Source organism: Nostoc sp. FACHB-280, assembly GCF_014697615.1.
Taxonomy (GTDB): domain Bacteria; phylum Cyanobacteriota; class Cyanobacteriia; order Cyanobacteriales; family Nostocaceae; genus Nostoc_B.
Window position 1 is genome coordinate 56,275 of the sequence record NZ_JACJSD010000032.1, and the last position, 26,043, is coordinate 82,317.

22 protein-coding genes are annotated in these 26,043 nt (G+C 39.0%); 9 read left to right on the top strand and 13 right to left on the bottom strand.

All coding sequences use genetic code 11. The features are described from left to right. Window positions 1–141: 141 nt before the first annotated feature. Entirely contained in the window at window positions 142–651 is a 510-nt protein-coding gene (locus tag H6G75_RS21520) for a GNAT family N-acetyltransferase (protein WP_190982054.1), read from the bottom strand. A 167-nt stretch (window positions 652–818) separates the two neighbouring features. Here H6G75_RS21520 and H6G75_RS21525 point away from each other — a divergent pair, with 167 nt between their 5' ends. Together H6G75_RS21525 and H6G75_RS21530 are read left to right on the top strand one after the other, a co-directional pair. Beyond that, the gene (locus tag H6G75_RS21525) at window positions 819–1,727 is read left to right on the top strand and encodes an isopenicillin N synthase family oxygenase (protein WP_190982055.1); all 909 of its coding nucleotides are present in this window, start codon (window positions 819–821) and stop codon (window positions 1,725–1,727) included. Further along, window positions 1,728–2,876 (top strand): FAD-binding oxidoreductase, encoded by a 1,149-nt coding sequence (locus H6G75_RS21530; RefSeq protein WP_190982056.1) that lies wholly within the window; start codon window positions 1,728–1,730, stop codon window positions 2,874–2,876. A 1-nt stretch (window position 2,877) separates the two neighbouring features. Here the strand turns inward: H6G75_RS21530 and H6G75_RS21535 are convergent, their stop codons facing one another. After that, on the bottom strand, window positions 2,878–3,486 hold the full coding sequence (locus H6G75_RS21535) for a hypothetical protein (protein ID WP_190982057.1): 609 nt from the start codon (window positions 3,484–3,486) through the stop codon (window positions 2,878–2,880). 48 nt (window positions 3,487–3,534) lie between these two features. Continuing rightward, window positions 3,535–5,853, bottom strand: a complete 2,319-nt coding sequence (locus H6G75_RS21540; RefSeq protein ID WP_190982058.1) for a tetratricopeptide repeat protein — start codon at window positions 5,851–5,853, stop codon at window positions 3,535–3,537. Between the two features lie 297 nt (window positions 5,854–6,150). On the opposite strand from H6G75_RS21540, the gene mutL reads away from it, so the two are divergent. From mutL to H6G75_RS21555, 3 genes are all read left to right on the top strand, one after another. Continuing rightward, window positions 6,151–7,803 carry a DNA mismatch repair endonuclease MutL gene (mutL, locus tag H6G75_RS21545; protein ID WP_190982059.1) on the top strand — a complete coding sequence of 551 codons (1,653 nt, stop codon included), beginning with the start codon at window positions 6,151–6,153 and terminating at the stop codon, window positions 7,801–7,803. A 564-nt stretch (window positions 7,804–8,367) separates the two neighbouring features. Then, window positions 8,368–9,540, top strand: coding sequence for an FIST signal transduction protein (locus H6G75_RS21550; RefSeq protein WP_190982060.1), 1,173 nt, complete (start codon window positions 8,368–8,370; stop codon window positions 9,538–9,540). 6 nt (window positions 9,541–9,546) lie between these two features. Further along, entirely contained in the window at window positions 9,547–10,617 is a 1,071-nt protein-coding gene (locus tag H6G75_RS21555; RefSeq protein ID WP_190982061.1) for a sensor histidine kinase, read from the top strand. A gap of 98 nt (window positions 10,618–10,715) precedes the next feature. Here H6G75_RS21555 and H6G75_RS21560 read toward each other — a convergent pair whose 3' ends face one another. The 7 genes from H6G75_RS21560 to H6G75_RS21590 all read right to left on the bottom strand — a co-directional run bounded on the left by H6G75_RS21560 (window position 10,716) and on the right by H6G75_RS21590 (window position 19,628). After that, on the bottom strand, window positions 10,716–11,375 hold the full coding sequence (locus H6G75_RS21560; protein ID WP_190982062.1) for a hypothetical protein: 660 nt from the start codon (window positions 11,373–11,375) through the stop codon (window positions 10,716–10,718). Between the two features lie 357 nt (window positions 11,376–11,732). Continuing rightward, window positions 11,733–12,413, bottom strand: a complete 681-nt coding sequence (locus H6G75_RS21565; RefSeq protein WP_190982063.1) for a hypothetical protein — start codon at window positions 12,411–12,413, stop codon at window positions 11,733–11,735. Between the two features lie 236 nt (window positions 12,414–12,649). Then, window positions 12,650–13,300 carry a hypothetical protein gene (locus H6G75_RS21570; protein WP_190982064.1) on the bottom strand — a complete coding sequence of 217 codons (651 nt, stop codon included), beginning with the start codon at window positions 13,298–13,300 and terminating at the stop codon, window positions 12,650–12,652. A 228-nt stretch (window positions 13,301–13,528) separates the two neighbouring features. Further along, window positions 13,529–15,046 carry an ATP-binding protein gene (locus H6G75_RS21575; RefSeq protein ID WP_190982065.1) on the bottom strand — a complete coding sequence of 506 codons (1,518 nt, stop codon included), beginning with the start codon at window positions 15,044–15,046 and terminating at the stop codon, window positions 13,529–13,531. A 119-nt stretch (window positions 15,047–15,165) separates the two neighbouring features. Further along, window positions 15,166–16,812 carry a histidine kinase dimerization/phosphoacceptor domain -containing protein gene (locus H6G75_RS21580; RefSeq protein ID WP_190982066.1) on the bottom strand — a complete coding sequence of 549 codons (1,647 nt, stop codon included), beginning with the start codon at window positions 16,810–16,812 and terminating at the stop codon, window positions 15,166–15,168. 296 nt (window positions 16,813–17,108) lie between these two features. Beyond that, window positions 17,109–18,641, bottom strand: a complete 1,533-nt coding sequence (locus H6G75_RS21585) for a SagB/ThcOx family dehydrogenase (protein ID WP_190982067.1) — start codon at window positions 18,639–18,641, stop codon at window positions 17,109–17,111. Window positions 18,642–18,740: 99 nt separating this feature from the next. After that, entirely contained in the window at window positions 18,741–19,628 is an 888-nt protein-coding gene (locus tag H6G75_RS21590; protein ID WP_190982068.1) for a DUF4349 domain-containing protein, read from the bottom strand. A 184-nt stretch (window positions 19,629–19,812) separates the two neighbouring features. Between H6G75_RS21590 and H6G75_RS21595 the strand changes: the two genes are divergently transcribed. The 4 genes from H6G75_RS21595 (at window position 19,813) to H6G75_RS21610 (ending at window position 23,915) form a co-directional block, all read left to right on the top strand. After that, on the top strand, window positions 19,813–20,250 hold the full coding sequence (locus H6G75_RS21595; protein WP_190982069.1) for a thermonuclease family protein: 438 nt from the start codon (window positions 19,813–19,815) through the stop codon (window positions 20,248–20,250). A gap of 60 nt (window positions 20,251–20,310) precedes the next feature. Beyond that, a complete protein-coding gene (bioD, locus tag H6G75_RS21600) occupies window positions 20,311–20,988 on the top strand; it encodes a dethiobiotin synthase (protein ID WP_190982070.1) in 678 nt (225 codons plus the stop codon). Window positions 20,989–21,227: 239 nt separating this feature from the next. Then, window positions 21,228–22,514, top strand: coding sequence for a M20 family metallopeptidase (locus H6G75_RS21605; protein WP_190982071.1), 1,287 nt, complete (start codon window positions 21,228–21,230; stop codon window positions 22,512–22,514). Window positions 22,515–22,727: 213 nt separating this feature from the next. Then, complete coding sequence (locus tag H6G75_RS21610) at window positions 22,728–23,915, top strand: ISL3 family transposase (RefSeq protein WP_242051606.1); 1,188 nt, start codon at window positions 22,728–22,730, stop codon at window positions 23,913–23,915. A 291-nt stretch (window positions 23,916–24,206) separates the two neighbouring features. Here H6G75_RS21610 and H6G75_RS21615 read toward each other — a convergent pair whose 3' ends face one another. The 3 genes from H6G75_RS21615 to H6G75_RS21625 are packed head-to-tail and all read right to left on the bottom strand — an operon-like array spanning window position 24,207 to window position 25,557. Beyond that, window positions 24,207–24,785 (bottom strand): transposase, encoded by a 579-nt coding sequence (locus H6G75_RS21615; RefSeq protein WP_190982073.1) that lies wholly within the window; start codon window positions 24,783–24,785, stop codon window positions 24,207–24,209. Next, window positions 24,761–25,204 carry a helix-turn-helix domain-containing protein gene (locus H6G75_RS21620; protein ID WP_190982074.1) on the bottom strand — a complete coding sequence of 148 codons (444 nt, stop codon included), beginning with the start codon at window positions 25,202–25,204 and terminating at the stop codon, window positions 24,761–24,763. The genes H6G75_RS21615 and H6G75_RS21620 overlap by 25 nt, the downstream gene beginning before the upstream one ends. A gap of 50 nt (window positions 25,205–25,254) precedes the next feature. Then, window positions 25,255–25,557, bottom strand: coding sequence for a triacylglycerol lipase (locus H6G75_RS21625; protein WP_242051607.1), 303 nt, complete (start codon window positions 25,555–25,557; stop codon window positions 25,255–25,257). Between the last annotated feature and the right edge of the window lie 486 nt (window positions 25,558–26,043).

Genomic DNA, 26,043 nt, shown 5'->3' on the forward strand with positions numbered 1-26,043 from the left:
TAAATTTTCTTCATAAATCTTTATCGCAGATTGCTATAGAAGGAATTGATTATGCCAATGTTGCGATAATAGTAAAGTGGCTTAAATATAAGTAATAATGGTGATTATTTGCCCAAAAACTGAATAATTCACACCTTAGATTCAATAAAGTCTCAATTCCATAAAAATCCAGTTATCTCGATATTCTGGAGGGATTTCTGTTTTTTCAAAATATGGTGCGATATCTTGAAAACCGAGTGAATGATACAGTGCTTGCGCTGCTTTCGTAAAAGGAGCCGTATCTAAGCACAGTTTTGAGTAACCTAAATTAGCAGCTTCATAGATAATATTTTCTAATAAAGCTCGGCCTATACCTTGGGCGCGAAATTTTGGTTGGACGTACAGCCTTTTTATTTCTCCAACTTCCTGATCAATGCTGCGTAAGCCAACACAACCCACAATTTTGCCTTTATATCTTGCCAAAAGTAAGCGTCCGGTTGGCGGCATAAATTCATCGATTTGTTCAAGACATTCTTCTAAGGAGGAATTAACATCAAAACTCATGTTAAATTCCTGGTTCCACATCAAGTTTATCCAGCTAAAATATTCAAGCAGCAAATCTTTGAGATGGGCTTTGTCTTTGTCAGTTTCGCATTGAATAATTTTTAGCAAAATAATTTCCTTATTATGTATGAGTAGAGTGATGTAAATATTTTGCAGGAGGCAGTGGTTCGGCTTCGCTCACCAAGCTGGAAAAGGCAGGAGGGACAAGATTTATAGGGGAATTAACTCGATAAACTTATAAAGTAAAGCAAATAAAATTTATATAGATTTTTCCAATGTGCAGAATACCAATTCTTGATTTATCAGCCTTGATAAATACTGATTCCCAAGCTCAAGATGCTGTAGTGAAACAAATTTATCAAGCTTGCCATGAAGTTGGCTTTATGTATTTGCAAAATCATGGCATTTCAAAAGAATTGATTGCAGAAGTATTTAGCTATAGTCAACATATTTTTAATTTACCGCTAGAAGTTAAACAACAAATAGCTTGGCAAGATGAATTTAGTAATACTGGTTATGTTGGCAGAGAAAGAGAGCGACTCAATCCAAGTCAACCAGGAGACTTAAAAGAAGCTTTTAATTTTAGTAAGGTAGAAGTTGCGTTTTCTATTAATGGTGTGAGTTTAGCAAACAACTCTTGTATTATTGCATTTTATAAAGCTTGTACAGAACTAGCTAACAAAGTATTAACAACATTTGCTTTGGCGTTGGGATTACCAACAGATTTTTTAACGATTAGACACAATCAGCAAAATCATACTCTGCGACTGTTACATTATCCGCCAATCCAAGAACTTCCGAAACCTGGACAAGTGCGTGCGGGGGAGCATTCTGATTATGGCAGTATTACTTTGTTATTCCAAGATGATGTGGGTGGTTTGGAAGTGCAAACAACAACTGGAGAATGGATAACTGCGCCGACAATTCCTGATACGGTGATTGTGAATACAGGCGATTTGATGCAGCGTTGGACAAATGATGTGTTTTGTTCAACTAAGCATCGGGTAATGATTCCCCATGATCATAGGGTACAGCGATCGCGTTATTCAGTTGCGTTTTTCTGTCATCCTAATGATGATACAGAAATTGCTTGTTTGGAAACTTGCCAACAGGAACGTCAGCCTATTTATCCTCCCATCCTTGCGGGAGAATATCTTTTGAGTCGTCTACAAGCAACATATTAAATGAAAACCTACGATTGGATTGTGGTTGGTGGCGGAATTACGGGTGCGACACTGGCTTATGAATTAGTCAAAGTGGGCTTACGTGTGCTGTTATTGGAACAACACGCCACACCAGACAATGCAACTCGATATAGTTATGGTGGATTAGCTTATTGGTCAGGAACAACACCACTTACTCGTCAATTATGCCAAGAAGCGAGCGATCGTTATCAAATCTTGCCTCAAGAATTATATGCTGATATTGAATTGCGAGAATTAGATTTATTACTGACAATTTCAGCCGATACTCACCCAGAAACCGCCACCAGTCTCTATGCTAATTGTGCCGTACCGCCAAGTTTACTCAGTGTACAAGACGCTTGTGAGTTAGAACCACTACTCAATCGGGAAGTTATTTCCGGCGCTTTAACGGTTAAACACGGTCATATTCATCCAGATAAAACCACACAAGCTTACATCCAAGCTTTTTTACGTGCTGGTGGAGAGATGCAAATTAGTCAGGTTTTGCAAATCCTTAAAGGTGGTGTCCAAACAAATACCGGAACTTACCACAGTGCTAACGTTGTGATTTGCGCTGGTGGACTCAGCCGCAAATTACTCAAATCAGCAGGTATTTCCATCAAGGTGTATTTTACCCACGCCGAAATGATTGAAATTCAACATGTAGATTTGCGTTTACAAACTTTAGTAATGCCGGCGAATCTGCAAAGATTTCAATTAGAAACAGCATCGACACAAGTTGATGAATTGTGGGATGACTTGGGAAATGAATTAGTCTCGCCAATATTAGATGTAGGTGCAGTGCAATTTCTAGATGGTAGCTTGCGTGTAGGTCAAATTAGTCGTGTGCTTACAAATCCTGATGTACAGGTAAACGCAGAAGAGAGTGAAAATTGGTTACGAAATAGCATTGCTGCTGTGTTACCAGATGTAGCTAAATTACCAGGAACTTGGCATCATTGTTTAGTGGCGTTTAGTAATAATCGTTTACCTGTAATTGGTGCTATCCCAGAATTTTCTGGTTTGCATATTTTTTCAGGCTTCAGCAATCCTCTTGTTTTTGTTCCACCTTTAGCACAACGTTTTGCTAACTTTGCCACAGGCAAGGAAGATGAAATTATTAACCAAATAATTATAAGTATGAAGTAAGCTAAACTGTAGAATTAATCAGGCTCATAGATAAAATGCCGAGAATTTTATCTACTTCCTTGATAAAATAATCTTTTTTATCAATAAAAACAGTGCTATTGCAAAGTTTTAAAAATTTCCAATCAGTTCCTGTTGTCACCACACCATAAATCTCATTAGTAACATTGCCCTGTTGTTGATTAAATAAATTAGCAGCAATCATTGTGGCAATACATTGTCCTAAACCTGATTTAATACTTTCGTTTTTAGCTTCAACAATTGTCACTACAGGGCTGGTGATATCATACTGTTCTGGTGATTTACACAAGATAAAATCACAACGTCCTTCTAATCCTTGGGCTGCATCAACATTAAATTCGGAACCAGAGAAAACGCTGACTTGATATTGTAAATAACGTCTCACTTCTATTAAAACTGGCATGATTACCAATTCTGAACTAGCTTTTTCTGTATTGATTGCCGTTACTAAAGGTAAATGTTCTGCCAGAATCATATTTAGGTAATCTGTAGGTGTAACAACTGCTGTATCAGAGAATAAATCCTGATTTTCAACAACTGTTAGTTGAAAGTCTTTTTTGACTTTATTAAAAGTAAACGCACTGTACGGCATTTTAATACTATATCTCTTGACTCCTGAATTCTTAAATAGAATATCAAATTAATCAGCGATTAACTGTTGAAACCGTTCATTTTTAGCGATTTCATCAAAGTCGATATCATTTGCAGCATCTTCTTTATATCTGGGATTAATTTCTATTGCTTGTTGGAGACATTCAATTGCTAATTGCGCTTGCTTTTGGAGAGCGTAACAAGCTGCTTTATTATAATGAGAAATTGCGTAATCTGGTTTCAGTTCTAGGGCTTTATTGAATGCAGCGATCGCATCGTCATCCATACCTAATCTTACCAGCGTGTAACCGCGTTTATCCCAGATTTTGGGCGAGTTGGGTTGTAATTTAATTGCTTGCTCAAATGAAGCCAATGCTTCTTCATATTCTTCCAATTCTATAAGCGATAAACCCCGGTTTAACCAAGCCGTGACATCATCGGGTTTGATTTTTGTGGCTTTATTAAAACAAGCAAAAGCGTGCTTATGCTGACGGAGATTACCAAACGCCACGCCGCGATCGCACCACGCTTGATGATAATCTGGTTGAAGTTTGATAGCCTTGTCATAAGAAGCGATCGCATCTTGATAACGCTTCAGTCTTGCTAAAGTCAGACCATGTTTTAACCAAGCGTTGGCATTCTCCGGCTGGATTTTTATTGCTTGATTGTAACATGCGATCGCTGCTTCATATTGCTTTTGGGCAAATAAATCATCACCTTGTTGAATATCAGCCTCTACTGATACTTGTGGTGCTTGAGTCTGGGTTGTTTTTGATTCTGTAATTTCTTGGAGAATTAACTCTTTACGTTGTTGAGCATCTAATTGCAACTCGGAAAGTTGAGACACAAATTCAGTTTCTAATTTTTCCAGTTTTTCGAGAAGGAATAACTTTTGTTTTTGAGCATTTACTTGCAGTTCCGAAAATTGTTCAGCAAACTCTAAACCAGATTTTTCTAGATTTTCGATAATTGAATCTTTACGATCGCTGATATCTAACTGTGCGGCTGTTTGGATTTTTTCTAAATTATCTAATAATACTTGCTTTTGTTGCTCATACTCCAAGGGTAAACCAGAGAGTTGAGCAGTTAAACTATTGGCTATTTCTCTAATATTATCGAGTGTTTTATCTTTTTGCTGTTCAGTATCTACTCTCATCCCCGCCAACTCTGAGATAAATTCTTGTTGCGTTTTGACTAATTCTGCCAGTAAGTCATCTTTTCGCTGCTGAGTTGCCGAGTTTAAGCTAGATATATGTAAATTAAAGCTATTTTCTAATTCTGCGATATTATTTTTAGTCCTATCTTTTTGCTGTTCAGCATCGACTCTAATTCCCGCTAACTCTGAGATAAATTCTTGTTGGTTTTTGACTAATTCTGCCAGTAAGTCATCTTTTCGCTGCTGAGTTGCCGAGTTTAAGCTGGATATATGCAAATTAAAGCTATTTTCTAATTCTGCGATATTATTTTTGGTTCTATCTTTTTGTTGTTCAGCATCGACTCTAATTCCTGCCAATTCTGAGACAAATTCTTGTTGCGTTTTGAACAATTCCGCAATTAAATTATCTTTCTGTTGTTGAAAATCTGCTTGTAAATTGGCAAACTGAGCGATAAATTCATTTTGGGATTTTTCCAAATATTCCCAAGTTATCTGCTTATGTTTTTCAGTGCCTATTTTGATTTCTGCAATCTGTGAAGCAAAGTCAGATTCTAAGTTAACGATATTTTCTAAACTGGTATCGCGTTTTTGTTGGGCGTTTAGCTGCAATTGTTGTAATTGCTGACTAAATTCAGCTTCTAAATTTTCTAGATGACTTTTTAGGTTCTTTATTTCTAATTCTAAACCTGATAAAATATTATGTTTAGATTGTATTATCTCAGATTGTAAATTAGATAAATTCTCTTGTTCTTGCTGTATATTACGCTTGAGAGCTTCCGACTCATTCTCTAATTCTCGATTAATTTTTTTAACTTCTTGAATCAGATTTTCCGCTTCTTGCTTAACAATAACTATTTGATTTTGCAAATTTTCGATGCCTTGTAGTTGTCCCATTGCTTTATCAACAATTTCCCGAATGGCTACCCGCCGCAACAACCAAAATAAAGCAATCACAGCTACAGGAAATAAACTTAAGATGACTAACCAAAGATTGAGCAAGATAGTTGTCGAAATGCCATTAGATGGTGCTTGCTTTCGCAGTTGGTTTAATTCTGCGCGTTCTTGATTAGAGAGAACTTGCGCGATAGTTTGTTCCTTGGTGATGGGTGGTGTAGTTTGTCCACTAGCCAAACCAGTAGACAGCAGCAAGGGTGAAAATGCGATCGCACCTTTTAAGACTAATGCTAAAACAAATTGATTCTTGCTGTTCACTCTAGTCACCTTCCTCAGATTTTAAAATCCCTTCTTTTAGTGTAGGTGTTTAGCATCAGGTGTTCATGAGCAGGACTTACACACCAGAATTGTGGAGATGGGGTGTAGGGGTGAAAGGGTATGGGGTGAAAGGGTATGGGGTGAAATGGTTTTGAATACATACGCTCTTACACCCTCATACCCCTACACCCTACTCTAAAACCTGAGTTTTTTGTTTTTTTGCGTAAGTTCTAGCAGACTTATACAGGTTGTAATTTTTCCTGCACAAGAGTTGCCTACTAGCCTAAACTGTAATTTATGGCATCTACTATTCAAGCTTTACCAACCGAAGTCGTATATCTCATTACAGCTGGTGAGGTGATAGACTCCTTGGCATCTGCTGTGAGGGAATTGGTGGAAAATTCTCTAGATGCAGGTGCAACAAGGATTGTGGTTTATTTATGGCCGCAACAATGGCGCATCCGTGTGGCTGACAATGGCTGTGGGATGAACCTGGAAGACTTGCAACAAGCCGCAACAGCCCACAGTACGAGTAAAATACGCTCTAGCGATGATTTATGGAAAATTCACAGCTTGGGGTTTCGGGGTGAAGCGTTGCATAGCTTGACGACTTTGGCAGAGTTAGAAATTTTGAGTCGTCCTGCTGATGGTAATTTGGGGTGGCGGGTGGTTTATGGTGATGATGGCAAAGCACAAACAGTAGAAGCAACAGCGATCGCACCTGGTACAGTAGTTACAGTTTCTAATCTGTTTGGTAATTGCCCATCTCGTCGCCAAGGTTTACCCAGTGCAGCACAGCAAATAAAAGCTGTGCAAGCCACAATTCATCAAATCGCTTTGTGTCATCCGCAAGTAACATGGCAACTTTGGCAAAATGACCGCATCTGGTTCACCATTTCTCCCGCCACTACCACCGGACAACTACTGCCGCAAATTTTACCCCAAGTCCGCCAAGGTGATTTACAAGAACTAAAACTCGAAATCCCCCATCCTACCAAATCAGCACTTTCTCTTGTAGTCGGACTACCAGATAGATGTCATCGCCACCGCCCAGACTGGATAAGAATCGCTGTTAATGGCAGAATGGTGAAATCGCCGGAACTTGAGCAGACTATTTTGTCAGCGTTTCATCGGACTTTACCACGCGATCGCTATCCTATTTGTTTATTACATCTAGAAATTTCTCCCGACCAAATTAACTGGAATCGTAACCCAGCCAAAACGGAAATCTATCTAAATGAATTAAACTATTGGCAAGAGCAAATCACCCAAGCAATTGACCAAGCACTTCGCATTGATGATGCGAACTTTAAAGACGCTGTCCAAACCACCAGAGTCAGCAAATTACTCAAAGCCGCAGAAGAAAAAGGCAGTTATCAATTTAATCCCAGCAAAACAGAAAGCACTCAGCACTCTCTCAAAGCAGTAGCTCAAGTCAGCAATACTTACATTGTGGCCGAACATCCTGGTGGAATGTGGTTAGTAGAACAACATATTGCCCACGAGCGAGTTTTGTACGAACAAATCTGTGATAATTGGCAACTTGTTCCTGTGGAACCCTCAATTATTCTTTATCAACTGTCACCCGCGCAAGTTTCGCAACTGCAACGCATTGGTTTAGATATAGAAACCTTTGGCGAACAACTTTGGGCAGTTCGGAACATACCCACCCTTTTGCAACAACGAGAAGACTGTGCAGAAGCGATTTTAGAACTTAGTTGGGGCGGAGACTTGCAAGCGGCTCAAGTTGCGGTTGCTTGTCGTACCGCCATTCGTAACGGTACACCACTGAGCCTACCAGAAATGCAAACACTGTTAGACCAATGGCAACGCACCCGTAACCCCCGTACCTGTCCCCACGGTAGACCTATCTATTTATCTCTAGAAGAATCAGCCTTAGCCCGATTTTTCCGCAGACATTGGGTAATTGGGAAAAGTCACGGAATTTAAGAATTAAGGGTGTGAGGGTTTTGAACACCGACACCCGTTAGAGGCTTTAATTTTTGCTCCCCTTCCCTGCAAGGGAAGGGGTTGGGGGTTAGGTTAGAAAGTTGCACACCAATTTAAATATGTCATTTGCTTGATTTGTAAGTATTTGGAGTATTATTTTTAACAATTTTTATTATGGCTTTCGCTTTTCCATATCCATAATTTAAGTAGAAATTAGTATTTTTGAGAAGACTTTGAAGAACATTATCTTCCTAGTCAATTTGCGGCTGACCTACTGCGAATGATTACGATATATTACCTATTTTTTTATTACAATCTCCAAGTTAATTTGAACTGGATATAAGCTATTAAATAATGCTTTACTAAAAAATTTATATTAGTAGCGTTATTCTCTACTAATTTGTGGGAACTCTGAAAATAGTCAAATTATCAGGTTTACACAGACTTAAATGTATATTAATTTATCCAACTGTTCTCCAAGCAATAATATTTTGATTTGAGTTTCATTTCTACCTTTGCCTTACCAATGAAATAACCACATTTTTAATTAGTTGAGAGGATGAAATGTTAAAGGTGATTCTTGGCCATAGTGATGACCCCGATACTCAAGGAGCGATCGCAGATGTATTAGATAGATGTGTGAGTCAATTACGTAATTTACCGGAAATACCAATCAAAGCTGGTATTATATTTGCAGCAATAGACTTTGATCACGCGCTGATTCTCAAAGAAATTCAGCAAGTATTTCCAGCAATTGACTTGATTGGTTGTACTACAGATGGTGAAATATCTTCAATATTAGGGTTTCAGCAAGATTCCTTAACGCTGATGCTGTTCTGTTCTGACACTGTAGATATTCATGCAGGGGTAGGGTACAAAGCCAAAGAAAATCCCTTGGCGGCGGCGCAGCAAGCAGTACAACAGGCTACAAAGAAGTGTAGTACCCCAGCAAAATTATGTGTTACCTTACCTGCGAGTTATTTAGCAGATGGTTCCACTACCAATGGCGAGTTAATTTTGGCAAGTTTGAAATCAGCTTTAGGTTCTGAAGTGCCAATTTTAGGCGGTGCAGCAGGAGATCAATTTAGGTTTAAAACGGCTTATCAATTTTTTGGGAATGAAGTTTTTACAGATGCACTCCCAATTCTGATTTTTTCCGGGGATATTTTATTTTCTTATGGAACTGGCTGTGGTTGGAAACCCATTGGAAGCAAAGGTATTGTGACAAAATCCCACGGAACCGTGGTTGAGGAAATTGATGGAGTCTCAGCACTGACATTTTATCAGCGATATTTGGGCGATCGCCAACCAACAGCAGAAAATCCTTTAGCAGTATACGAAGGAAATAGCGATCGCTACTATATGCGCGTTCCAAATACTTGTACATCAACTGATAGCATTAATTTTTTGGGCAGTGTGCCAGAAAAAGCCACAGTTCAGATGACAGACTTTAACCGTGATGATGTTCTTGATGCTGTCAAAACATCTCTTCAGAAAGCCTTAAAAAATTATCCTGGCACAGAACCAGATGCTATCTTACTATTTTCTTGTTGCTGTCGGCGTTGGTTATTAGGCACAAGAGCCAAAGAAGAGTATCAAATTATCAAAACAGAACTTGGTAAAGACATACCAATTTGTGGGTTCTATACTTATGGTGAATTTGCTCCCATAAAACCACAAGGTTCTACATATTATCATCAAGAGACATTTGTGACTTTGCTATTAGGCACAAAGTAAAGGGTTATGCAAGATATAGACTACGATGGCAGACTCAAAGAATTAGAAAAAACTGTGCGAGTTTTACAGAAAAAATTAGAGCGTTCAGAAGCAGACCGCCAACAATTAGAGAATGCTAGTGAAGTCAGAGAATCACTACTCAAAAATGTGATTCGAGAATTGGAAGCATCAAAAATTGCTTTAGAAAATCGCGGTCAAGAATTAGAAACCATTTTGGGCAATCTCAAAGCTTTACAAATTAAACTCGTAGAATCGGAGAAAATGTCTGCTCTGGGAGTTTTAGTGGCGGGAATTGCTCACGAAATTAATAATCCCGTTAGTTTCATTTATGGTAACTTAAATTATGCTCATAAATACTTTCAAGATGTTCTAGATTTACTGGAAATTTACCAAAAACATTATCCCAAACCCGCAATTGATATTCAGCAAAAAATCAACGCAATTGAACTTGAATTTATCCAAGAGGATGCACATAAACTATTTCAATCAATGATGTGTGGTGCCGAGCGTATTTGTGAAATTGTCAAATCACTACGCACCTTTTCTCGTCTTGATGAAGCCGAGTTCAAAAGTGTTAATGTTCATGATGGTATTGATAGTACCTTAGTAATTTTAAATAATCGGTTTAAGGCATTATCTAATAAATTACAGGATATTCAAATTATCCGTAACTATGGAGAATTACCATTAGTTGAATGTTATGCAGGGCAGCTTAACCAAGTATTCATGAACATCTTAGCTAATGCGACTGATGCTTTAGAAGAGGCAGTCATTAAAAAAAGATGTACTCAAGAAAATTTTAATCCGACAATTGAAATTGCAACTAAAGTCATCAATCATGACTGGATAGAAATTAGTATTGCTGATAATGGTTTAGGAATTACAGAACCAGTACAGACAAAACTATTCGATCCGTTCTTTACGACTAAAGATATTGGCAAAGGTACAGGTTTAGGTTTATCTATTAGTTATAAAATTATTGTTGAATTGCATAGAGGTAAATTAGAATGCCATTCAGAACCAGGAGCAGGAGCAACCTTTATTATTCAAATTCCTGCTCGACAATCTAAAAAATAATTTACTTATACCAATTTTATGTGAAGCTGCACAGTATTTCACCCATCCCTAACCCCCCTCATAATAAATAAGTTTTTTAGACATGATTTTACTGTATTTCAAGCCTGGACTCGAATAAGTGTCACACCACTAATGGCTGCATAAATGGGTGAATAAGCTACAAGAAAAACTGGAAGACTATAAATGCCAGTTAAATTCCGTACCTCAAAAATTATAATTATCGCAACGATTAAAAACACCAAAATATTCATAACTATCCACAATGCTGCTTGTGGAGGTGTAAATCTGAGTGCTAAAGATTGGAGAATGCCTATTACTAACGCCGCTATGATTAAGCCAGTAACAGAACTAGCGATCGCTCCTCTATTATTCCACAGATTTGTTTCCAAGGAAGTCCCCACTGGCCACCAGGTAGTAAAAATTAAAATAAAGATAGTTAAGGCAATTCCAGCCCAGCCAAAAGCACTAGCAAGTATCCACCAAAGCCTCTGGGTAAACCATCTCTGCAAAACGAACCATTGAAATATCCCAATCACTACACCAGCCGCCACCGCCGCAGCAATCACACAACTATACATTCCATACATTACATTTTGATTTTGCAATAGTAAAGGGAAGGAAGTGAACAACATATTCAATATACCAATGGCTAACAATCCTACGCCAGTGCCAACAAATCCGCCAAGAATAAAGCCGATTACTGTTAACAGCATCCAGCGTCCCCACACTCCTAAACTCAAATAATTTTGGTTACTCACGGTTTAACTCCAACTTTGATGACAACCCATTACCAATTAAAATAAAACCCTCAGACTTACAGCAAATTTGATTTTATGAGGTAGAGTAACTGATGGAAAAAAGTAATGAGTAATGACTCATAAATTTACTGATTACTTATGGTGTACCTCACTTACTCCAAAAGTGCAGTAAGTTTGGGTTTATACAAAAATAGCCTGCACTTCGCAGGCAATTATATGCTTCTTCTTATCGATTTGGTATAAACGGGACTTGTGATTTTGAGGCGGGATTTGAGCTAAATTAAGTGTTTTCTGATATCTGTTGGCATGAGGATCAATTTTAGAAAGCGATAGTTATAGTGATTATTTTACTGTATTTCAATCCCGGACTCGAAGAAGTGTCACACCACTAATGGCTGCATACACTGGTGAGTAGGCTACAAAAAAAACTGGAACACCAAAAATTCCACCTGCACCTCGTACCCACAAAATTATAATTACCGCAGCGATAAAAAACACAAAAATATTCATAACTGTCCACAGTACTGCTTGTGGAGGTTTAAATTTGAGTGCTAAAGATTGGAGAATTCCTATTACCAAAGCTGCTATGAGTACGCCAGTAACAGAACTCGCGATCGCTTCTCTATTATCCCAAAGAGTTGTTTCTAAAAATGTCCCATCAGGTTGACCAACTGGCCCGGCAACGTGAGTATACGTCAAAATAGACATGGTGAAAGCAATTCCAGCCCAGCCAAAAGCACTGGCAAGTATCCACCACAGCCTCTGGGTAAACCATCTCTGCAAAATAAACCATTGAGATATACCAATTATTACACCAGCCACCACCGCCGCAGCGATCGCACTACCATATAGTAGATAACCAATAGCTCCTTGACCTTGCGCTCCCGGTAAAGGTAAGAAAGCTAACGATATACTCACAACAGGAATAGCTACAAATCCTACGCCAGTGCCAACAACTCCACCAACAATAAAGCCAGTTACTGTTAACAGCATCCAGCGTCCCAATACTCCTAAACTCAAAGAATTTTGGTCACTCACTGTTGAACTCCAATTTTGATTACAACCCATTACCAATTAAAATAAACCCCTCAGACTGAAGTCTGGGACTACATAAACCAAGCCTGCACTTCGCAGGCAATTATATGCTTCTTCTTATCGATTTGGTAGAAATGGGACTTGCAATTGATTTTGAGGCGGGATTTGAGCTAAAAATTAAGTGTTTCCTGATATCTGTTGGCATGAGTATCAATTTCAGAAAGCCATACTCATAGTGATTATTTGACTGTGATTAAATCCCGGAGGACTCGAATAAGTGTCACACCACTAATGGCTGCATAAATGGGTGAATAGGCTGCAAGAAAAACTGGAAGACTATAAATGCCAGCTAAATTCCGTACCCCAAAAATTATAATTATCGCAGCGATTAAAAACACCACAATATTCATAACTATCCACAATGCTGCTTGTGAAGGTGTAAATCTGAGTGCTAAAGATTGGAGAATTCCTATTACCAAAGCCGCTATGATTAAGCTAGTCACAGAACTAGCGATCGCTCCTCTATCATCCCAAAGAGAAAGACTTTGATTAACTCTCCACCAGCTAGTAGACATCACAAAAGCAATAGTGAAGGCAATTCCCAGCCAGCCAAAAGCACTGGCAAGTATCCACCAAAGACAATTGCTAAACCATCTCTGCAAAACAAACCATTGAAATATCCCAATCATTACACCAGCCACGACCGCCGCAGCGACTATACTACCATCCGCTACATACGGTAAAGCTGAGGGAGGGAAAAACATACTTACTATACTAATAGCTACCAATCCTACGCCAGTACCAACAAATCCACCAAGAATAAAGCCGATTACTGTTAAAAGCATCCAGAGTCCCCACACTCCTAGACTAAAAGAATTTTGGTCACTCACGGGGTTTAACTCCAATTTTTAATACAACCCATTACCGATTAAAATAAACCCCTCAGACTGGAGTCTGGGGCTACACAAACCAAGTTCAAGGGGCGACAATCGCCTCTAAAAGCAACCAGATAAAGGTTTGGGAGGCACAGATCCCTTGAACCCGGACGCTCTTGCATAAGTTCATACTTTAGCTCATTGTTAAAGTTTCCCAAAGCAGCCTTGGTTAATATGTCCAGATTATGCTTGATCAGCCATATAAGATGAATAATTTAATGGCAAAGTTACTGTGAATGTGCTACCAACACCACCTTGACTGTGAATGCTAATTTGTCCTTGATGCGCTTCTACACACTTTTTCACAATGACTAATCCCAGCCCTGTACCCGGAATGGATTTGACATTAGAAGCTCGATAAAATGATTCAAATATTCTGGCTTGATCAACTTCTGGGATGCCAATTCCTTGGTCTTGAACACAAAATATAGCTACTTGATTAATTAAGTCGCAAGTTAACTCAAATAATATGTTGCTGCCTTTGGGAGAGTATTTGATAGCGTTATTGAGTAAATTTGTAAATATATAGCGTAATAATTGTTCATCCATGCAGGCATCGGTGCGATCGCTCTCACAGCTAAAAATAATTTCTCCGCCTCTGGGATGAATCATGGTAAATTCGGCTAACAATTCTCGACAAAATTCATCTAGATTCAGGGGATGAGGATGACATTCCAATTTCCCTGCATCTGCTTTCCCCATAAACAGCACATCTTCCATGAGTTGTTTCATGGATTGCACGGCACTACTAATTCGGTTTAAATAGGTATTTCTTTTTTCTGCTGTTAAATTTTCTCCTTGTAATTCAATCAGTTCTACTGAAGATTGAATCACACTTAAAGGATTACGAAATTCATGAGAAACAGTAGAAATAAATAGAGATTTTAGTTGGTTAACTTCTTGCTCTTTATGCAATGCTTGTTCGAGTAATTGTGTTTGTCGCCGTTCGCTAAGATCCCAAAACACAACTACGACACCATTAATTTGCCCAGGGTGTCGCATAATTGGAGAAGCACTGTCACCAATAGGCACTCTAGAGCCATTTTTTGTAATTAATGATGTAAAGTCATTTAAATAGACAACCTTTTGTTCTCTTAAAACTCTGGTGACAGGGTTTTCTACAGAAGTTTCGGTGACTTCATCAACTAGCTGCAAAATTTTAGATATGTCTTTACCCAAAGCATCTGCTTGTCGCCAACCAGTGAGTAACTCTGCTGCTGGGTTAATAAATGTCACGATTCCTTGTTCATTTGTCGCAATCACAGCATCACTCATAGAGTTCAAAAGAGTGGCGAATCTGTCTCGACTTTCTCTTAAGTCCTGTTCTAATTGATGTTTTAATAAACCAATTTCAATGGCTATCCGTAAATCTTTTGCTGTAAAGGGTTTAATGATGTAACCAAATGGTTGAGTCGTTTTAGCTCGTTGCACTGTCTGATTATCGCCGTAAGCAGTGAGAAAGATAACGGGGATATCTAACTGCTCACGAATTTGAGATGCGGCGGTAATTCCATCCATCTCACCTTTTAAGATGACATCCATTAAAACTAATTCTGGTTTGCCTTCTAAAGCTTTATTAATGGCAACTTGTCCTGAAGAAGCTGTACCAATTACTGTATATCCTAGTTGATTTAGTTGGTTAGCAATGGTTCTAGCAACTATGACTTCATCTTCAACAACTAAAATTCTGACTGGCTCCATTAGAAATATATTAATCTGGTTTAATGTTTGATATTATCTGTGCAGGCTGGGAGTAGGGAAGTAGGCAAGAGGGTTTTTCGGGTGTGCTGTTTTTTTAGAAATCAAATATGAGTCCTATGTTACTGCAAAATTAACTGGGGAAATTGGATAGTAAATACTGTACCGTGATTACGTTCTAAAGTAATACTGCCTTCTAGCTGTTCTGTAACCAAGTCATAAACTAAAGATAAACCTAAAGAACTGGTATTCTTCCAATCTAAATCATTTGGTATCCCAACACCATTATCTTGAATAGACATTTTAATATGGTTAAGAATTTTTTCCAGGGTAATGGTTATAGTGCCTTTCTGGTCATTTGGGAAGGCATGTTTGAGGGAGTTAGAGATTAATTCGTTAATAATTAAACCACAAGCGATCGCTTGATCGATATTCAGGTCTATTGGGGCAATATAAGTTTTTAATTCGATTTTATCCAGTCCAGTTTGGTAAGAGATTAAAATACTAGTTGCTAAACTTTGGATATAATCAACTACATCTAATTGTCCGATGTTGGGAGAAGTGTATAAGTTTTTGTGAATTAACGAGATAGAATCAATCCGATTTTGGCTATCTTGAAAAACTCTAATTACTTCTGGATCTACGAGAGTTTGAGATTGGAGTTGTAATAAACTCGAAACTATCTGCAAATTATTTTTGACACGATGGTGTACTTCTTTTAAGAGAATTTCTTTTTCAGCTAAGGCATTTCGCAATTCTCTTTCGGCTTTTTGTCGTTCGGCTAATTCTGTTTGGGCTTGCTGAAATATACTAGATTTTTGAATAGCGATCGCAATTGTCACTGAAAGTTGATCCAGTAAGTCTAGTTGACTTTCTTCCCATTCTCTCGTCCTAGAACATTGATGTGCTACAAGTAAGCCCCAAAGTCGATAACTAGTATTTTCGCCACCGACTTCTAATAAAATCGGGACAACTAAGTTAGCCTTGACTTCAAATTGCTCTAACAGTTGAATATGACAATCTGTAAGTCCGGCTGTATAAATATTGGCGATCGCTCGTTTCAGTCCATAATAATACTCTAGTCCCGCCCCGGTCTGAAAACAAGTATCTTCAATTTGGACACCTAAAGATTCTCTCCACCCCGCCTCTACTGATTCGGCGACGACTTTTCCACTCATATCAGGTGCAAATTGATAAACAATCACGCGCTCTACTTGCAGCAAATGTCTTACTTCTTGCACTGTAGCATTGAGAATATCTTGCAATTTCAAAGATTGATGAATTCTTTGGACTACAGTTCGCATTAATTGTTCTCGTTCTAGCTGCGTTTTTAAGGCTTGTTCTGTTCGCTTGCGATTAATTATATCTTGACTGGTACCGATAATTTGACTGCTGTCATCTAGTACTTGATTTGGAAAATCTTCAGCTAGGCGATTATGGCTAACATCTTGAATATAAACTAAGTGAGCATTTATATCTTGATATTTTATGGAGTATGTAACTGTTTCAACATCAATATATCTCCCATCTTGACACCGATGTTGGCATTGAAATTTGAGTTTTAAGTTATTTTTGTGGTTGATAATATCTAATAAAATTTCCTGATATTCTGGAGGATAAAACTCAGTAATCTGCATTTGCAAGAATTGTTCTTTTGGATAACCATATTTACTAATTGCCGCGGCATTAACATTGAGAAATTGCAAGCTTTGGCTATCATAAATCCAAATAGGAAAAGGATTATTAGTAAATATGAAATCATTATTCATGATTGATTAAACTTATAAATTGATATTTTAAACCTCAGTTATTTCAACTATATGACTCATATTTGGTTTTCAGAAAAACTTTCGTCTCCGTCGGCTGGAAATTTCCCACTATATTTTAGTAGAACTTATATCATGTCTGGTTAATATAAATTTGTGCAGAAACGTTAAGACCCTCTCATTTTATGTCTGGTAAAAGACTTATCATACAGACCGCAAGGGGAGCAGAGGAGAGGTTATTAAGGTTTCTGCACAGATTGTTGGAATCACCACTGATTACTCGGACACGATATGACAGCTTATCTTGGTCTTCCGAGAGTGGTAATGTATAGAACGGCTTCATCTGTAGGAATACCAAGGACTTCATTTACTTGGTCATCAAAAAAACCACCAATTCCACTTACGCCCAAATTGAGATGTACGGCGGCTAAATTTAAGCGTTGACCTAAATGCCCTGCATCCATGTGTAAATAACGATAAACGCGATCGCCATACTGAGCAATAGCAGCTCTCAGGTCTGCGGTATGAAAGACAACAGCCGCCGCATCTCTGCCTAAATCTTGCCCCAAACACAGATAATGTAATTCTCGCCGGAAGTTTTTAAACCGAATCTGGCGCAGTTCTTGGGCTTTGGGTGCGTAATAATAACAGCCAGATTCCAAGCCTTTGACTCCACTCACGGCAATAAATGTTTCAATTAAGTTGAGGTCAAAGTAGTCGGGATTCCGGTCAAGATGTTGGTCGATGTAATTTTGGGGTTGGTAGGTAAAATCTAATAAAGCTTTGAGTTCATCAAAGGTTAAATCATCACCACTGTAAGCACGAGTAGAACGGCGCTTGTGGATAGTCGCTTCTAAACTGGAAAGATTTATACCCCAGTCAATTGGTGTGGTAGCGGTGGGAATTTTCAGACAGAAAGGGAAATTATATTTGTCTTCCAAAGACCTTTCTTGTTTCACTGCTGGTAAATTCAACTTACCAGTGATACCTGATTGAATTTGGGTGTGACGATGAAAATATTTCAGCAACTCGCCGTCAGGGATGTGAGGATATTTAGTTTCTGTCGCGGAAGGTAAAGCTGTGCATCCTGTAGGTAAGTTTTGCTGAATATCTAATAAATCTGCCATTGCCAAGACTGCGATCGCACCTTCTTGTTGTGGATCAATATACAACAAATCATTAACCGCATCATCAACAAAACCGCCAATCAAGTGGGGACGGTAATCAGTAATCGCACTGGCTAACTCAATATTCCCTAACAAATGCCCTGTATCGAGAAAAATTCGCCGATAAGCTCGGTCTTCATACCGCCAAGCCGAACGATAAAAAACCGCAGTCACCACAATTGCCAATTGCGTACCTTCTAACGCCGGATGCCAAAAACAAGCATCTTGCAAAGCTCGCCATACATCATTTTCCCAATACAGCATCAATGAATGAGTGCGGCACTGATAATTATAAAGTCCGGCGGGGAGGAACGGTGTACCGCGAGAAACTACATACACCTCGGCGGGATATAACCCACCAGCACTAGGCGCAGAACGCAAATAAACTGCACTACCCATAGAAGGCATTCTGGCAGTTAATCCGTAACTCCGAAACAGTAAGCGAGATAGTCTTTGCCACCATCCTGCATCTGCTTGAGAAGCCAGGGGTTCTAATGATTCTTGCAGGTAAGGTTTCAGATCAAAAGTCGAGCCAATTTTATACTCTTTAAAAGGTACTGGTTGTTTAGCCCAGTCTAGCCTTTGATTTTTTGCGGCTAGGGTTTGAGGGTCATATTTAGTACGTTCGTGGTAGTGCTGTGCAATAGATTGGTGGATTTCTGGCATAGTACTTTCAATACCCTAGGGCTTGCTTCTTTGATCTTGGCATTCATCTGGCTCATTATTTCGTGTTAAGCGGTACAATCCCATGAAAGAGTCAGGTTCTTAATTTCTAGTTTCTCCTGGTGTATGAGTGCGTCGCCAACGGAGAAAACCGTAGACAACCGCAGCTAAAATCAACAAATAAGGGGTGTAGACTATTAACCATATACCTAACTTTAATAGCCCAACAGTCAAGCTGCCTAGAGATTGAGTCGAATTGTTCCAAGTTTCTTGAATTTGTGAACCTAGCGCACGTTGAGGACTGTTACTAGATACAGCGGCTTCGAGATTTAAGGTAATGGTGGAGTAGGCGACTTGATTTTGCAAGCTTTTGAGTTGAGCGTCAATTTGCTCAATAGATTCTCGGACTCGACTGAGTTCTTGAGCAACACTCAACACATCGCGCACAGAACCAGCCCTGTCCATAATTTTTTGTAAATTTGCTTCGGTTTTGCGGAGATTAGTTAATCTAGCTCGGAAATCCACCAAGCGATCGCCTACATCCTCGGCTGTAATATTACGACTCTCGATTGTACCTAATTTAGCTAATTCTTCTAAGGTCGATTCCAACAAATTTTGCGGCACTCGCAACTGTATAGATGCAGTGTGACGGGAATTTTGTTTTGTGGGTTGGCGTTCATTTAACCCAATCAAATCACCTTGCTGTTTTGCAATAATCTGTGAAACTGCATCAATGCTGTTTTCGACAGAGTTTACCACAATTGTTATTGTGGCTTTTTTGATTAATTGGGGACGCGCCCTAGTGACTGGTGCTGCTTCTGCTTGGGCGACGACATTATTAGCTGTTGGTGCAGCTTGTTCTTGGCTGGCAATTGGCGGTAATGATTTAGTAGAGAAATTTTGGGCAGCACAACTAGTAAAAACAACTCCTCCTAGTAAAGCACTCATCAGTAAGGCTGATTTGCGTGGTAATGGTAAATCAAAAGTCATAATTCGACCTCGGAGAGATGAAATTAATTTCAGTATTACCGAGGAAAGTTTTACTGATGGGTTTGTTGCGATTTATGTAACCGTTATTTTGTCGAATTTGTGTCTGTGAGACAAATCACAGGAGCTACCCGACAAGTAAAATACACTCAAAAACATGGTGTAAAAAAATACCTATTTAAAAAATATGAATTTTGTAGAGTTACTTTTAGTCTTAGCTACCGTGCTGAATGTCGGGAATAGCAATATAATTACCGTCAAAAACGATACAGGGCAAATTCAGACAGTAAAACTTGCTTGTATTAATTTACCCGCAACGAAAAAACCAGATAATCTAGCAACAACCCAGAAACTCAAGCAATTATTACCAGCAGGTAGTCCTGTGGTGATTAGAAGAGTTACAGAAGATGAAGGCGATCGCATTACAGGCGAAATATTCGTAGATAATCAATCAGTCAATCTCCGCTTAGTTGCCGAAGGTAATGCAGTTATTGACCAAGATACTATCGACTACTGCTCAGAAACTAAAACTCAATATTTAATTGCCCAAGCCAATGCTCAAAATAAACGCATAGGAATATGGCAGCAAATGAATCTAGGCTCAACTAAAAAAGTACCAAGATAATTATCGACAGATTTCCTCATTTATAATGCTCTTGGCGAGATTACATATAAAAGCAGATTGTTGAACACACTATTGATTACTGGGACTGACACAGAAGCAGGCAAAACTGTTTTAACTACAGCATTAGCCGCTTATTGGCAAAAATATTATCCACAGCGTCATTGGGGAATTATGAAGCCAATACAATCGGGAATTGGCGATCGCGAGTGGTATCAAAATCTGTTTAAGCTAGAACAATCCCCGGAAGAAATTACGCCGTTGTATTTTCAAGCGCCTTTAGCACCACCCATCGCCGCCGCTAGAGAAAATCGCCCAGTTGATTTAGCTGTGGTGTGGAAAACATTGTGTGAGTTGCGATCGCGCTATGAGTTTTTGTTGGTAGAATCTGCTGGTGGGTTGGGTTCACCAGTTACTAATGAGTTGACGGTGGCTGATATTGCTGGCGAATGGCGTTTACCCACAGTCTTAGTCGTCCCTGTTAGATTAGGCGCAATATCTCAAGCTGTGGCGAATGTGGCTTTAGCTAGACAGTCACGGGTAAATCTCATAGGTATTGTGCTGAACTGCATTCAACCCCGTACTGATGCAGAGATTACCGACTGGACACCAAAAGAAGTCATTGAATCATTTACACATCTCCCCGTTTTGGGTTGCTTACCTTATTTTGATAACCCCACAGATTTGGATCAACTTGCCCAAGCTGCATCTAATTTAGATTTAGAAACGCTAAATATTTAAGGAAATATTAAACTGAGAAAATAGCCTCAAGTGAGTTCGACTAATTTCTAAACCCCTCTCCAAACCTCTCCCCCGCAAGGAGAGAGGCTTTGAATCTTGCCCCCCTTCTCTCGTAGGGAAGGGTTGGGGGTTAGGTTTGAGAGAAAGTTGCACACCACGTTAACTAAAGGAGTTAGGGAGAGGTTCATCGAACTCACATTAGCCCAATCTCAGCCGTCTTCTAGCAGTTTGTTGTCAAAATGGTTTCCACATTCCCCAGTTCTTATTCTGTTGATTTATCCCGTGTGCGGCTTTCTATTCGCACATTGCAACCACAATTAGTAGAGTGGCGGCGGCGACTACATCAACAACCAGAATTAGGCTTTCAAGAAAAACTAACGGCTGAGTTTGTCGCTAGTAAATTGCAAGCCTGGGGAATTGAACATCAAACTGGTATTGCAAAAACTGGTATTGTTGCCACTATTAAGGGGACTAAACTCAGCACTGACACTTCGACTACTCCGGCTGCGCTCAGTACAAGTACACTCAGCACTCAGCACTCAGCACTCAGCACTGAAAAAGTCTTAGCAATTCGGGCAGATATGGATGCTTTGCCCATTCAAGAATTGAACGAAGTACCCTATAAATCGCAGCATGATGGCATTATGCACGCTTGTGGACATGATGGACATACAGCGATCGCACTAGGTACAGCATACTATCTCCAACAGCATCGAGAAGACTTTTCGGGGACTGTGAAAATTATCTTCCAGCCAGCCGAAGAAGGGCCGGGAGGTGCAGAACCAATGATTGCGGCTGGAGTACTAAAAAACCCTGATGTGGATGCCATTATTGGTTTACACCTGTGGAATAATCTCCCCTTGGGAACTGTCGGTGTTCGTGCTGGAGCGTTGATGGCGGCGGTGGAATTATTCAACTGCACAATTTTAGGCAAAGGTGGACATGGTGCAATTCCCCATCAAACCGTTGATTCGATTGTCGTTGCAGCGCAGATTGTCAACGCCCTACAAACCATTGTCGCCCGGAATGTTAACCCCATCGATTCCGCAGTGGTGACTGTCGGCGCACTGCACGCAGGTACAGCACATAATGTCATTGCTGATACTGCAAATATGAAAGGCACAGTGCGCTATTTTAACCCCGCATTTGCAGGCTTTTTTAAACAACGCATCGAGCAAATCATTGCCGGAATTTGTCAGAGTCATGGTGCAAACTATGACTTAGAATATTGGAGTTTATATCCGCCAGTAATTAACGATGCGGGAATTGCAGAATTAGTGCGATCGATTGCCGAAGAAGTGGTAGAAACGCCAGTAGGAATTGTGCCAGAATGCCAAACAATGGGCGGCGAAGATATGTCTTTCTTCTTACAAGAAGTTCCCGGCTGTTATTTCTTTCTTGGTTCTGCTAATCCCGAAAAAGATTTAGCTTATCCTCATCATCATCCGCGATTTGATTTTGATGAAACTGTCTTACCAATGGGTGTGGAAATATTCATCCGTTGCGTGGAGAAGTTTTTTAGTTGAAAATTTTTGGCTCTCCCAGAGTAGTTATGTTAAAATACTATAAATAAATTAAATATATCTCAATAAAATTAGCAGTAATTGATGGCAAAAGCCCAGGCAGAGAAGGAAGTACACAAGCAATTGAGAATATAAAATACAAGAGATGTTAAAAATAAAATTAGTATTTTAATAAATATGCCTTCTAATCCCTTACTTCATTTTATTACTAAAGTTATGAATATTGAAGATATCAAAGTATTGAATTATGATTTTATCACTGATGATGAAATCGTAATTGAAATCCAAAATCAATCAAAAGTTAGTCAGTGTCCTCGGTGTGGAAAAACAACTAATAAAACTCATCAAAATCATTGGTATATAGTCAGAGATATACCCATGAGTGACTATCAAGTATTTTTAAAAGTAAATCGTCGGCAATTAAAGTGTACAGAATGCCAAAAAGTATTTAGTGAGAAACTATCTTTTGTAAAAAGTAGAAGAACCTATACGAAAAGATTAGCGAACAAAGTAATTAAGGAAGTGTTAGAAACTGATGTAGAGAATGCAGCCCGAAGAAATAGAATGAGTTCATCTGAGATAGAAACAATATTAAAAGAATTAGAATCAGAACTACTAAAAGAAAAACCTAACCAGATAAAAAAGCTAGGAATAGATGAAATCGCACAATTAAAAGGAGGAAAGAATTATGCAGCAGTATTAGTAGATTTAGAAACAAGAAGACCGATAGCATTGTTAGAGAAGAGAAATAAAGCGATTATAGCAGAATACTTATCCAGTTTGGGTTCAGAGGTATTAAATCAAATAGAAGAAGTCAGCATAGACTTATGGGTACCATATAAAAGTTTAATCCAAGAAATGCTACCGAATGCTCAAGTAGTAGCAGATAAATTCCATGTCATGAAACAAATAAATCAGGAGTTAGACGCAAGAAGAAAACAGGAAAAAAGAGCAGCCTTAAAAATTAAAAACCGCCAAGAAAGAGACAAGAGATTAGCTGGCTTAACTCACAGTAAATACCCTTTATTGAAGAAAAAAGAATGCCTCAGTGATGAGGAACAAGCTCAGATATATTTACTCCAAAAAGTTGCTCCGGAATTAGGAGAAATGTATCGAAATAAAGAAGCAATTAGAGATATATTTGAAAGTTCCATAACCAGTGATGAAGCTTTAGATAAATTCCTGGAATGGACTCAAGCAGCTTATAAATTATTCCCCAAAAGTTGTCGAACTATCAGTAGATGGATAGATGAAATTCTTGCTTATTTTGATCACCGAACTACTCAAGGTATTGTTGAAGGAATTAATCAGAAGATTAAGCTAATTAAACGCAGAGCTTATGGCTTAACTAACTTTAATAGTTTTAGACGAAGAGTTTTACTAAATTGGTATTTCTGTTGTTAATTTTACATATCTAATCTGGGAGAGCCAAATTTTTCTGTTGAAACCATATCCCGCCTAGAACTAAAGTTCCAGGCTAATAGCCAAAGTCCACTCAAGTGGACTGGATTTTTTATAGAGTCCTCTTTAGAGGACTTGCGCTATGAGACTCGGAATTAATTCCGAGGCTTTATTTTGCGTCTTTGCGTGAGCTTTTGCTAATATCATCAGCCACACAAAAATATTAAATTAAGTAGCTCAACCTAATTAAAGCGAAAACGCTCAACAACATAACCGTGATGTGTTGCCCTAGCTTCAACACCAGCCATAATTGCACAAGCACTCATCATATTCGTCATCAAAAACTTGTCCTGACAATTCATCACGCTTGAGATGTAACCACTCATCTTCTATGCGATTAAGCTGGGGACTATAGGGTGGCAAGAAAAATAGATATAGTCCCTGCTGTTGCCAGTCGTCAATTCGAGAACGCACCAAATGGCTTTTATGAACAGAGGCATTATCCAGCATCATGACAGTGATTTGCCCAGTTTGTTGAAGATGTTGCAAGGCTTTTTGTGCCTGCCATTCCATCAGTTGTAGATGAGTAGATGTTTTGAGCGTGCCTAACATCAAAGCGTAATCAAAGCGAACTTTTTGCTCCAACACAGCCCAAATATTTATTCGTCGTCCACGCCTTTTTCTTTGCCCAATTCGCTTTTGTACTCCACTACGAGCATAACTGTACTCAGTTGGGCTTTGGCAACATGAGCCAGATTCATCAAGATAAATTAATCGCAGTATTCCCAAGCTTGACCACAGTTTTAACATCTCCCAATCTAGCCGCTTGGCAAAAGCATACTCCTGTTTTACAGGTGGTGGGCTGGAGCGCATTCGTTTCCATGTCTAGCCTTTTTTTTGACTAATCGGCGCACTTGTTCCTTCCCCACCTTGACTCCACAAGCCTGCTCCCATTTTTTTTGAAGTTGCGCCGCACTATAACGCCGAGGTTCTTCTAACCATTGCTCCATCTGCTGCCAATGACTATCCGTCCATTTACGCTTGCGTCCACGCCCATCTGCTTCCCAAAGCCCCTCAATTCCTCCACTCAGCCATCTATGAATTGCTTGGCGCACTGTTTGGTCTGCCCAATTCCAATACTCGGCTATCTGCTTTACCTTCCATCCACGCGCATTTAAACGCACCACACTTGCCCTCTGCTTTACCCGATGTGGTACTCCATCTTTCATACTCAACTCTAAAAGAGCTTTGTTTTCTTCTTGACTCAGTTTTATTTGTAGTGATGCTGGCATTTTTATGGTTGAGATGCACTGCCACTTATTTTACGGTTTATTTGGTTGAGCTACTTAATTCCCGGATAGGGAAGTAGCGCCGCTACGAAAACTAGTTGACGCACTTTTACCGCTTCTGCAACCAAAGGAATTATCGTACCAGCCATTGAGTGACCGACTAAAACAATATCATCATCTGTTTTAGGCACTACTTTAATCACTGCATCTGCAAATTGAGACAAAGTAGTAGAAGCATTTTCAATTGGCAAATCCATTGCTAAAGTTGTGTGACCCTGAGATTCTAAGTAAGGCGTTAGCAAATTCCAACACCAAGTTCCTTGAAAAGCACCGTGAACTAGGCAAAAAAGACTCATATAGCAATCTTATTTGATTTCTAAACTACTGGTTGAGGTAGGGAGTAGATTTGTTTGTAATTCATTTAGGACAGGACTGCTATCTTAAATATTAAATTGAATAGGTTTTAATGATGGATTGACTGAGAAAAGTTTAGCTTCATTTAAATCCCTACTTTTAGATATATGACTATTTACACTGTTGTTAGTTAAGCTAAAACTAGATACTACAACAGGTACAAAGATATGAATAAAACATTAATCAATAGTGTGATTTTTACAATGTTAATTTTGTTGATTTTTTCTCCTTTTGCTGCTCTTGCTAGTTTAATGATTGTTTTGCTCATAGCAGCAACTTTTTGGTTTATAGCGTTTTCCAGTCTAATGAGATACAGTAATTAGATAAGATATAGATTATGAGAAGATATAAATGAAAGCATACTCACTTGACTTTCGGCAGAAAATAATTGATGCGTACTTAGAGGGTGGGATCTCACAAAGACAGTT